Origin of the sequence: Allorhizocola rhizosphaerae, from assembly GCF_003426775.1 — a bacterium.
Classification (GTDB): Bacteria; Actinomycetota; Actinomycetes; order Mycobacteriales; family Micromonosporaceae; genus Allorhizocola; species Allorhizocola rhizosphaerae.
The window spans coordinates 49,210-59,091 of sequence record NZ_QJUG01000017.1 but is presented as its reverse complement, the minus strand read 5'-3'; the positions used below and the strand labels follow the sequence as shown (position 1 = coordinate 59,091).

The window sequence follows — 9,882 nt, the reverse complement described above, 5'->3', positions numbered from 1 at the left end:
CGGACACCAGCGCCTGGAACCGGCCGACCTCGCCGGCCACCAGGCTCGCCGCCGCGGCCGCACGCGGGTTCATGCCCTCGGTGTGCCGCGACAGCACGCTGGCCGCGGCCGACAGGGTCTGCAGCGGCGAGCGCAGTTCGTGGCTGACGTCGGCGGCGAAGCGGCGGTCGCGCTCCATGCGCGCCGACAGCTGGTCGACCATCTCGTTGAACGACGTGGCCAGCCGGGACAGGTCAGGTTCGGCGGCCGGGTCGAGCCGGGCGGTGAAGTCACCCTTGCTGATCTCGCGGGCGGCGTTGACCACCGAGGTCATCGGGCGCACAACGTATCGCGCGGCATAGGCGCCCAGCCATGCCCCGGCGGCCGTGGTCGCGGCGGCCACCAGCGTCATGACCAGCGCGAGGACCTGCAGTGAGCGGTCGAGCTCCTGCATCGAATCGATGACGTAGAATGCGGTCGAGCCGTCCAGCGGGATGCCGACGGCCAGCGCCGGTCCGGTCTCGGTGCGGATGCGCTGCGCGGCCGGCTGCCCCGACTGGACCATCGCCTGCAGGGCGGCGGGGATCGCGGATTTGACCCCGAAGTCGGCCCTGCGCCCGTACCAGACGCCGTCTCGGTGCAGCACGGCACGCCGCTTGCCGCCTGTGTCGAGCGTGCGCAGCACACCGGCGATGTCCGGATGATCGGCGGCCAGCCCGGCCCGCACGATCCCCGCCTCAAGGTAGGTGGCCCGCACCGCGCTGCGCTCCCGCTCCTGCAGCAGGAACCCCTCGGTCAGCTGGTAGGACAGCAACGCCACCGCGGTCGACACCAGCAGCGCGCCGATGCCGAACCCCACGGTGACCCGTGTACGCAGCCCTGGACGTTTCATCGGTGCAGTTTGTATCCCAAACCGCGCACGGTGACCAGCCGCTGCGGGCCGGCCGGGTTGTCCTCGATCTTCTGCCGCAGCCGGCCCACGTGCACGTCGACCAGGCGTTCGTCGCCGTAGTCGTATTCCCACACCCGCTCCAGCAGCTGCTGGCGCGACAGCACCAGCCCGGCGTGCTCGGCCAGCTCGCACAGCAGCCGGAACTCGGTGCGGGTCAGCGACACCTGCTCGCCGCGCACCAGCACCTCGCCCGCCTGCGGCCGGATCTCCAGATCGCCGAACAGATAGGCCTGCGTGGGCAAGGCCGGGGCCGAGCGGGCGCGGCGGCGCAGCGCGCGCAGGCGGGCGGACAGCTCCTTGACCGCCACCGGCTTGATCACGTAGTCGTCGGCGCCCGCCTCCAGCGCGGCCACCACGTCGTGCGTGTCGTCACGCGCGCTGACCACGATGATCGGCACCTCACCCTCGCGGCGCAGCAACCGGATGCACTCGAACCCGTCGATGCCGGGGAGCATCAGGTCGACCAGGATGGTGTCGGCCGGCTCACGCCGCTGCTCGGCCATGCCCTCCTCGGCTGTGGCCACCGCGCGCACGGTGTAGCCCTCGTCCTCAAGCGCCAGACCGAGCGAGGCGCGGATCCGGTCGTCGTCTTCGATCATCAGCACTGCTGCCACGCAGGCATGTTTACCTGATGCCGGCCGCAACGGCTCGTTTGTCACACAACTGTCATGTTGCTGGGAAGCCTTCGCCACACCGCAGGAGTTGGGTCGAGTCGTGCACGAGCAGCGAATCCCCACCATCGAGGTCGTGGTCCACGGCGACCTCGACGCCCTGTCCGCCCCGGCGGTCAACGACACGCTGCAGGAGGCGATCGCGCTGGCACCACAGCAGCTGATCATCGATCTCGCGCAGTGCCCGTCCATCGATGCCGCAGGCATCCTGCTGCTGCTCGATGTGCACCGGCGGGCCATGCGCAACGGCGGCGCGGTCGCGTTGCGCTCACCGTCGGAGCGACTGCGACGTAACCTGCGCCTGGCCAAAGTGGACCGGGTCTTACAGGTCATAGGTGGACAGTGACGGCCGCCATGGGAACGCACGCGCTCATCATGGCCACCGACGCACCCCCGCTCGGACACCCGGCCGGTGGGCTCGGGCGTGCACGTGCCGCGCTCATGCACACCGTGGCGGCGCGGCGCGGTGTGTGGCTGGCCGCGTCGGACCGGCCGCTCGCGCACGACGGCTCGTGGCTCAAACCGGTCGAGGTCGACGCGCACACCCTAGCGGCGCACCGTGATGGCTACTGTCACACCTCACTGGCGCCGGTGTACTTCGGGCACACCGCCCTGCCGCGGCAGGAGGAGGCGTGGCTGCAGGCCCATCGCGCGGTCAGCGCGAGCTATGCGCGGGTCGCGGCGCGGCTTGCGGCGCCCGGTGCGACCGTGTGGCTGCACGACTATCACCTGCAGCTCGTGCCGAGCCTGCTGCGGCGGCTGCGTCCGGATGTGCGCATCGGGCTTTCCCTGCACAGCCCGTTCCCGCCGGCGGAGTCGTTCCTCGCGCTCGCGGCGCGCGATGACATCCTGCGCAGTCTGCTGGCCGCGGACGTCGTCGGCTTCCAGGACCCCCGGTCGGAGGCCAACTTCGTGAATCTGGCCGCGCCGCAGCGTCCAATCACGACACTCACGCTGCCGATGCCCGCCGACACCGGGCCGATCGCCCACCTGGCCACCGACCGCCGCGTTCAGGCGGCCGCCGCGCGGATCCGCCTGGCCCTGCGTCCCGCCGGCGTTATTTTTCTCGGTACCGGCGGCGACGATCCCGCCGACGGCAGCGTGCAGCAGTTGCGGGAGTTCGCCCGGCTGCTCGCGGCCGGCCTGCTCGACCCGGAGCGCAGCGCTTTCATCCACCTGGCACCGGCTCGCCCGGGCGACACCGAACAGCGCGCCGAGATCGAACGGCTGGTCGCGCAGATCAATGGAGAGCACGGCCGGCCCGGCTTCTGCCCGGTGCACTACCAACGGCAGGACCTGCCCGCGGCCGACCTGACCGCGCTCTATCTGGCCGCCGACGTCATGGTCGCCACGCCCATGCGCGACCGGCCAACGCCGCACGCCGCCGAATACTGCGCGGCCCGGCTCGACGGGCGGGGGCGGATCGTGCTCAGCGAGTTCAGCTCCGGTACCGGCCAGCTGCCGCACGCCCACGTCGTCAACCCGCACGAGCCGGAGGCGCTCGGCCGCGCGATGCTCGAAGCCGCCGCGGACGCGGGCCGGCCGTCGGCCGCGATGGCCCTCATGCGCCGGCAGATCCTGACCGACGGCGTCAGCCAGTGGGCGCAACAGTTCCTCGCCCGGCTCGCGCCCGTACACGACCCTTTGGAAGGACTTTGGCACCGTGCACACGCAAGCGACACCGGCAACCGGCTCACCGCTACGGCACCGCATCCGTAACGCCCTGCTGCTGGCCGCCTGCGCAGACCACATCACCGCGCCGCTGGACGGCACGCGCCTGCCCACCTCGGTCCAGCTCGACGCCGTCATGCACCCGACACACGCGCGCGGCGCCGACGTCGGGGACTCGGCATGCGGCCAGATGCTGACCCTCGCCGGGCATCTGGCCGAACACCGCGGCACCTTCGACGAGGACAGCTTCGCCGTGACCCTCCAAAATGGACAGGGTGCGGGCGAAAGCTCGGCCGCCGTGCGGGCGGTCGCCGCCGGGCTGATCCCGGCCAGCCTGGACGTCATCGCCGACACGGGCCGGCGCAGCGCGGCCCTGACGCACGCCGATCCGCTCGCTCGTGCCGCGGCCGCAGTCATGGCGTGCGCGGTCGCGATGGCCATCCAGGGCGTGCCCAACGCGGCCGTGACGCCGGAGCGGTTCCTGGCCACGCTGAGTGCGCAAGCCCGGCACCCCGAACTGGTGCACTATCTGACCATCGTGCGCACGCTGGCCCGGCACCGCGCGGGGCCCGCCGAAGCCATTGCCACACTTGCCACGAGCCCCACGGCGCTGCGCACGGTGCCGGCCGCGCTGACCGCGTTCCTGCGCCACCACCAGGACCCGGCCGCCGCGATCCGCTATGCCGCGGCCATCGGCGGGCAGACCCGGGCCATCGCGACGATGGCCGGTGCGGTGACGGGCGCGCGAAACCCGCAGTACCAACCGCCCGCGGCCTGGAAACCGGGCGCCGACACCATTCGCATCCACGCCATCGCCGGTGGCCTCGCCGCCATCGAGCACGCCCCGTTCCAGCCACGGTAGTGACGCCAATGCTTCAACTGCGCTTGCGTATCGCGCCCCATCGCCTGACCATCACCGCCCACGGCAGCCTCACGGCGGCAACGGCCCACCTGCTGTCCAAGACGGTCGTGGGGGCGCTGCGCCGGTACCCCACACCGGTTTTGGCCATTGACCTGTCCGAGGTGACGTCCATCGACCCGATCGGCGAGGCCGCGCTGCGCGACTGCGACTACGAAGCCCAGCGCCGCGGCATCCTGCTCACCCTGCTGCACGCCAAACGCGAGGCGCCGCGGCGATCGTGGGTGCGTGCCTACCCGACGGGCACGATCTGCCGACGCGCCCTCCAATCCCGATAGTGGGCGCCGGGCTGCGGGACACGGCCGCGCGATCCGGCGTCGACCATGAAGTTGGTGCAGCGACACGCCGTCAACATGGACTTACGTTCATGATCAACCAAAAAGTGGGTCAGCAGAACATCTCTGGTGGTGGGTCGAGGGGTTGGTTGTTGGGCACGTAGCGGCATGTCGCCGTGTCGGAGTCGTTGGCCGCGTTGGGGTCGGACGGGCTACTGGCCGTGCGGGTGGCGGTGGCCACCACCGGGCCCGGTGGCAAGGTGTCGCCGAAGAGGACCCAGCCGCCGACCGTGGCCGTGGCGTTGACCGCGAGGCTGCCGAAGGAGCACGTCATCGCGTCGGCGGCGGCGTCGAAGGTGCATGGCGAGCCCAACACGCCCGCCGCGTGGCTGTCGAGCCGGACGGTGACCGTGGCCGACGTGAGTGAGTGCGGCCCGCGGTTGGTTATCGACACGTCATAGCGGATCGACGTCAGCAGTATCCCATCGCGCGCACGCAGGTCGACCGCGAGGTCAGCGCCGGACGCGCCCGCGGGCACGACGCCCGCCACCAGACTGGCGGCGATGGCCAGCCGACGCGCGACCCGTATAAAATCGATCATCTTCGAATTATACGTGGTGGACGGCCGAAAATGCCCCCACTGATCGTTGATCGGCCGGTAGCCTGGGCCGAGTGCCCCCACTTATCCCCCACCCCGATCCCGGCATCCCCGACACGCGAGGCCCGCTGCGATACATGTGGTGGCTGGTGCGCTGCGAGCCGGTGCGCGTGTTGCGGGGCGCCCTGATCGGGACGCTGTGGATGGTGGGCCTTTCCGTGCGGCCATACCTGATCGCCCGCGCCGTCGACGACGGCCTGCGCCCCAACAACCACACCGCACTGCTGTGGTGGGTGGCAGCCATCGTCGCGGCCGGGGTCGCATTGGCGTGGCTGGGAATCATGCGGCACCGCACGATGACGTTCGTTCGCGAGGACGCGACCGCCCGCTCGGCGGCCGTCGTGCTGCGGGCGGTTTCCCGTGGCGGCGCGGCGTTGTCGCGCAAACTCGACGCGGGTGAGGTCGCGACCGTGGGCGGCTCGGACATCAGCACCGTCTCGGCCGTGCTCACCATCACCGGCCCCGGCGTCGGCGCGATCATCGCGTACGCCGTGGCCGCCGTCGTGCTGTGGTCGATCTCGCCGCTCCTGGCCCTGTTCGTGTTGCTGGGCGTGCCCGCGATGGCGATCGGGATCGGGCCGCTGCTGCGCCGGTTCGAGGGGGTCGAATCGGTGTACCGGCACAAGCACGGCCTGCTGACCGCCCGCGCGACCGACATCGTCGCCGGCCTGCGCGTGCTCGCCGGGGTCGGCGGCCGGGGCCTGTTCGCCCGCGCCTACGCGGACCGCTCCGGGGACCTGCGCGACGAGGGCTACCGGGTCGGTGCGGTGAGCAGCTGGATCTTCGCGGGCACGGCCGCGATCCCGGGCATGTTTCTGGCGGCGGTGGTGTGGCTGGCCGCCCGCATGACCGCGGCCGGTGAGATCACCGTGGGCCAGATGGTCGCGGTGTACGGCTATGTGGCGATCCTCGTCGTGCCGGTGTGGTTCTTTTTGGAGGGCGGGTACCAGGTGATCCGCGGCCGGGTGTCGGCCAGGCGCATCATCGCCCTGCTCACCCTGGTGCCCGACGGCGCGGACGAAGCGGTCACCACGCAACCACCGGGCCGGCCCTCCGAGTTGCACGATCCGGCGACGGGTTTGCGTGTGCCCGTGGGCAAGCTGCTCGCGGTCGCCGCCGCCGACCCGGCCGAGGCGATCGCGCTGGCCGACCGGCTGGGCCGCTATGCCAACACCGACGTGACGTGGGGCGGCGCCCCGCTTGGCGGCATGCCGCTGGCCGAGGTGCGCGCCCGGATTCTGGTCGATGAGCACGACTCCTATCTGTTCGCGGGCACCGTGCGGGAGATCCTGCACATCCGGCCCGACCTGACCGACGCGCAAATCGCCGCCGCCCTGCACGCCGCGTCCGCCGAAGACGTGATCGAGGCGCTGCCGCAGGGCATGGACACGCCGGTCGCCGCCCGCGCCCGCACCCTGTCCGGCGGCCAGCGCCAGCGCATCCGCCTCGCGCGGGCGCTGCTTGCCGAGCCGGAGGTGCTGATCCTCATCGATCCCACGTCCGCTGTGGACGCCCACACCGAGGCGCGCATCGCCCAGCGGCTGCGCGAGCACCGCGCCGGGTTGACCACCGTCGTCATGGCCACCTCTCCCCTGCTGCTCGGCCGCGCCGACATCGTGGCTCACGTGCGCGACAACACCGTGGTCGCGGTCGGGACGCATGCCGAGCTCACCGAGACCGACGACGGCTACCGCGCCCTGGTGTCGCGCGATGCCGACATCGAGGAGGTGGCCCGATGACGACGACTGGGCTGCCCATCGCCGACCGCCGCACCGTGCGCGGCGCGCTGGTCGGGCTGCTGCGCGCCGACCGCCGGGCCGTCACCGTGGTGCTTGCGCTGCACACCGCCTCGGTCATCACGGGGCTGGCCACGCCGTGGCTGCTGGGCAGGATCATCGACGCGGTCGTGGCCGGTGCTGGAGCGTCCACTGTGGACCGTCTCGCCCTGACCATCGCCGGATGCGTGGTGGCACAGGGGCTCCTGCACCGGTGGGCGCAATATCTGGGCCACCGCTTCGGCGAGCGGGCCGTCGCCGGGCTGCGCGAGGACTTCGTGCGGCGCACGCTCAACCTGCCGGTTTCGGTCGTGGAGCGCGCCGGCACCGGCGATCTGGCCACGCGCAGCTCGACCGACGTCGGCGCGGTCGGCAACACGGTGCGCGACGTCGTGCCCATCGTGGTCATCGCCTCGGCCCAGCTCGGGCTGCTCTTCGGCGCGGTGTTCCTGCTGCATCCGCTGCTCGGGCTGGTCGCCCTGACCGGGATGCCAACGGTGTATGCGGCCACGAGGTGGTACATGCGCCGCGCCAGCGACGCCTATCTGGCCGAGGGCGCGGCCGTCGCCGAGCTGACCGACGCGCTGACCACGACCGCCGAGGGCGCGCGCACGGTCGAGGCGCTGCGCCTGACCAAGGCGCGCACCGAGTTCGGCACCAAGCGCATCGCCCGGGTGTGGGCCGGCCGCCGCCGCACGCTGGCGCTGCGATCGGTGTTCTTCCCCATCGTCGAGGCCAGCTACGCGTTGCCGGTCGCGGCCGTGCTGCTCGCGGGCGGTTATTTCCTGAGCCGCGGCATGGTCACGCTCGGCGGGGTGATCGCGGCCGCGCTGTACATGCAGCAGGCGATAGACCCGCTCGACCGGCTGCTCCAATGGATCGAACAGGCCCAGCGCGGCCTCGCCTCGCTGGCCCGCGTGCTCGGCGTCGGGCAGGTGCCACCCGAGCCGCGCGGGCGGGCCGTGGCGCCGGAGGGACGAGAGCTGGTCGTGCGCGGCGCGCAATTCTCCTATTCGGACGGTCACGATGTGCTGCACGGCATCGATCTGGAGGTCCGGCCGGGCGAACGGCTGGCCATCGTCGGCCCGTCCGGCGCGGGCAAGTCGACCCTGGCCCGGCTGCTGGCCGGGATCGACGCCCCACGGTCGGGCGTGGTCAGCATCGGCGGGTGTCCCGTCACCGACCTCGACCCGGCCGAGCGGCGCCGCCGGATCGCGCTGATCACACAGGAGCATCACGTCTTCATCGGCACGCTGCGCGACAACCTGAAGTTCGCCGCCCCCGACACCACGGACGCCCAGCTGCTGTCCGCTTTGGACACGGTCGGTGCCGACTGGGCGCTGGCGCTGGAGGAGGGTCTGGAGACCGCGCTGGGCGACGGCGCGCGCGAGCTCGGCGCGGCGGAGGCGCAACAGCTGGCGCTGGCGCGGCTGGTGCTGGCCGACCCGCACACGCTCATCCTCGACGAGGCGACTGCCGCGCTCGACCCGACCACGGCCCGGCGCACCGAACGGGCCCTGGCCGCGGTGCTGACCGGACGCACCGTCATCGCGATCGCGCACCGGCTCAACACCGCGCACGACGCCGACCGGGTCGCGGTGCTCGACGGCGGGCGCATCACCGAGCTGGGCAGCCACGACGAGCTCATCGCAGCCAACGGGTCCTATGCGGACCTGTGGCGCTCCTGGCACGGCTGAGACCACTTCGGCGGAAACCGAAAAGCTCCCGCGCGTTCATCGATGGCGGTTATAGTCTCGGCGCCAGACTTCCCACCCCATCGAGAGGTATCCATGACAAGCAAACCCCTCGGGCGGCGCACCATCCTCGCGACCGCCGCGGGCCTTGCGGTGGCGCCCTGGATCGCGGCAGGCACGGCACACGCCGCCGTACCGAAGATCTACATCGATCCCGGCCACGGCGGCACCGAACCTGGAGCGGTAGCCAACGGCCTGCAGGAGAAAAATCTCACGCTCAACATCGCCCTGCAGGTGCGCAACATCCTGACCTCCACCTACGGTAGCCGGGTCTCGATCCGCATGTCGCGCACGACCGACGTGACCCGCAGCCTCACCTACCGCACCGACGACGCGAACGCCTGGGGCGCCGACATCTTCGTCAGCATCCACTGCAACGCGGGCGGCGGCACCGGATTCGAAAGCTTCCGCTACCCCGGCACGGCCGGGGTCACCCTGCGCCTGCACAGCAATGTCCATTCGCGAGTGTTGGCCAACATGCGTACCATCGCCGCGGTAACGGATCGCGGCATGAAGACCGCCAACTTCCACGTGCTGCGCGAGACGGTCATGCCGGCCGTGCTCACCGAGAATCTGTTCGTGGACCGGCTCGCCGACGCCAACCTGCTCAAGCGCGCCGACTTCCTCACCGCCACCGCCCGCGGGCACGCCCAGGGCATCGCGGCCCACTTCGGCCTCTGACGGCAGTGACGCTGCGGCACCGTGCCGCAGCGTCACCCGGCCGGCTCAGGACTGCCGCGGGATCGGCAGTTCACGAAGCGGGTCGCCGCCGTCGATGAACAGCCTCGCGCCCGGTGTGGTCGCCGCGGCGATCCGCTGCAGCACCCGCTCACCGAGTTGCGGATGCCGCCCGTCAAGCGCCCCGACGCGGACGGCGAACACGAGGTCGTATGGTTCTTCGTTTGCTTGCAGGACAAACTCTTCAGCCGGTACCTGACGCACGCTCATGCGACCGGAAGCGATCTCCTCGGCGCAGGCGCCCTCTGCCTGGGCGATGGCGGCCGCGGATCGGTCGATGGCCAGAATGTGGCCGCCAGTCAGTTGGGCCGCGATCGCCCGTGCGGCCGCGCCCGGCCCACATCCGATTTCGAGGATGCGCGAGTCGGGCTTGAACGGAAGCGCCTGCACGATCGCGGCGAGGCGCGGCGAAAGACTTGCCGACATAGGCGTGAAGGATAAACGATGTCCGTCGGCGCTGGTGAACGGTGGGTGAGCTCGTTCTGCGACC

At 71.5% G+C, this 9,882-nt stretch carries 11 protein-coding genes; 7 read left to right on the top strand and 4 right to left on the bottom strand.

Translation table 11 applies throughout. The annotated features are described in order from the left end of the window. On the bottom strand, positions 1-871 hold an 871-nt coding region (locus tag DM816_RS05510), incomplete at its 3' end, for a HAMP domain-containing protein (protein WP_117208970.1). After that, positions 868-1,545 (bottom strand): response regulator transcription factor, encoded by a 678-nt coding sequence (locus tag DM816_RS05505; RefSeq protein ID WP_117208967.1) that lies wholly within the window; start codon positions 1,543-1,545, stop codon positions 868-870. The genes DM816_RS05505 and DM816_RS05510, both read right to left, overlap by 4 nt. A 100-nt stretch (positions 1,546-1,645) precedes the next feature. Here DM816_RS05505 and DM816_RS05500 point away from each other — a divergent pair, with 100 nt between their 5' ends. Genes DM816_RS05500 through DM816_RS05485 form a run of 4 tightly spaced genes read left to right on the top strand, consistent with a single transcriptional unit; the run spans position 1,646 to position 4,470 of the window. Then, on the top strand, positions 1,646-1,948 hold the full coding sequence (locus DM816_RS05500) for an STAS domain-containing protein (RefSeq protein WP_162907144.1): 303 nt from the start codon (positions 1,646-1,648) through the stop codon (positions 1,946-1,948). Continuing rightward, positions 1,945-3,321, top strand: coding sequence for a trehalose-6-phosphate synthase (locus DM816_RS05495; RefSeq protein WP_117208965.1), 1,377 nt, complete (start codon positions 1,945-1,947; stop codon positions 3,319-3,321). The genes DM816_RS05500 and DM816_RS05495 overlap by 4 nt, the downstream gene beginning before the upstream one ends. Beyond that, entirely contained in the window at positions 3,266-4,135 is an 870-nt protein-coding gene (locus DM816_RS05490) for an ADP-ribosylglycohydrolase family protein (protein WP_117208964.1), read from the top strand. Before DM816_RS05495 ends, DM816_RS05490 begins: the two co-directional genes overlap by 56 nt. Positions 4,136-4,143: 8 nt before the next feature. Next, positions 4,144-4,470 (top strand): STAS domain-containing protein, encoded by a 327-nt coding sequence (locus DM816_RS05485; protein WP_117208963.1) that lies wholly within the window; start codon positions 4,144-4,146, stop codon positions 4,468-4,470. 109 nt (positions 4,471-4,579) lie between these two features. Here the strand turns inward: DM816_RS05485 and DM816_RS05480 are convergent, their stop codons facing one another. Next, the gene (locus tag DM816_RS05480; protein ID WP_117208962.1) at positions 4,580-5,068 is read right to left on the bottom strand and encodes a DUF11 domain-containing protein; all 489 of its coding nucleotides are present in this window, start codon (positions 5,066-5,068) and stop codon (positions 4,580-4,582) included. A gap of 71 nt (positions 5,069-5,139) precedes the next feature. Between DM816_RS05480 and DM816_RS05475 the strand changes: the two genes are divergently transcribed. The 3 genes from DM816_RS05475 to DM816_RS05465 all read left to right on the top strand — a co-directional run bounded on the left by DM816_RS05475 (position 5,140) and on the right by DM816_RS05465 (position 9,335). Next, positions 5,140-6,864 carry an ABC transporter transmembrane domain-containing protein gene (locus DM816_RS05475; protein ID WP_170318783.1) on the top strand — a complete coding sequence of 575 codons (1,725 nt, stop codon included), beginning with the start codon at positions 5,140-5,142 and terminating at the stop codon, positions 6,862-6,864. Continuing rightward, on the top strand, positions 6,861-8,597 hold the full coding sequence (locus DM816_RS05470; RefSeq protein ID WP_117208960.1) for an ABC transporter ATP-binding protein: 1,737 nt from the start codon (positions 6,861-6,863) through the stop codon (positions 8,595-8,597). The genes DM816_RS05475 and DM816_RS05470 overlap by 4 nt, the downstream gene beginning before the upstream one ends. A gap of 93 nt (positions 8,598-8,690) precedes the next feature. Then, a complete protein-coding gene (locus DM816_RS05465) occupies positions 8,691-9,335 on the top strand; it encodes an N-acetylmuramoyl-L-alanine amidase family protein (RefSeq protein WP_117208959.1) in 645 nt (214 codons plus the stop codon). A 45-nt stretch (positions 9,336-9,380) separates the two neighbouring features. Here DM816_RS05465 and DM816_RS05460 read toward each other — a convergent pair whose 3' ends face one another. Next, positions 9,381-9,818, bottom strand: coding sequence for an SAM-dependent methyltransferase (locus DM816_RS05460; protein ID WP_117208958.1), 438 nt, complete (start codon positions 9,816-9,818; stop codon positions 9,381-9,383). Positions 9,819-9,882: the final 64 nt, after the last annotated feature.

Bases quoted from the DNA above. Each gene is read 5' to 3' on its own strand.
- DM816_RS05485 (WP_117208963.1), top strand. From the start codon at position 4,144: ATGCTTCAACTGCGCTTGCGTATCGCGCCCCATCGCCTGACCATCACC.
- DM816_RS05480 (WP_117208962.1), bottom strand. From the start codon at position 5,068: ATGATCGATTTTATACGGGTCGCGCGTCGGCTGGCCATCGCCGCCAGT.
- DM816_RS05470 (WP_117208960.1), top strand. From the start codon at position 6,861: ATGACGACGACTGGGCTGCCCATCGCCGACCGCCGCACCGTGCGCGGC.
- DM816_RS05465 (WP_117208959.1), top strand. From the start codon at position 8,691: ATGACAAGCAAACCCCTCGGGCGGCGCACCATCCTCGCGACCGCCGCG.
- DM816_RS05460 (WP_117208958.1), bottom strand. From the start codon at position 9,818: ATGTCGGCAAGTCTTTCGCCGCGCCTCGCCGCGATCGTGCAGGCGCTT.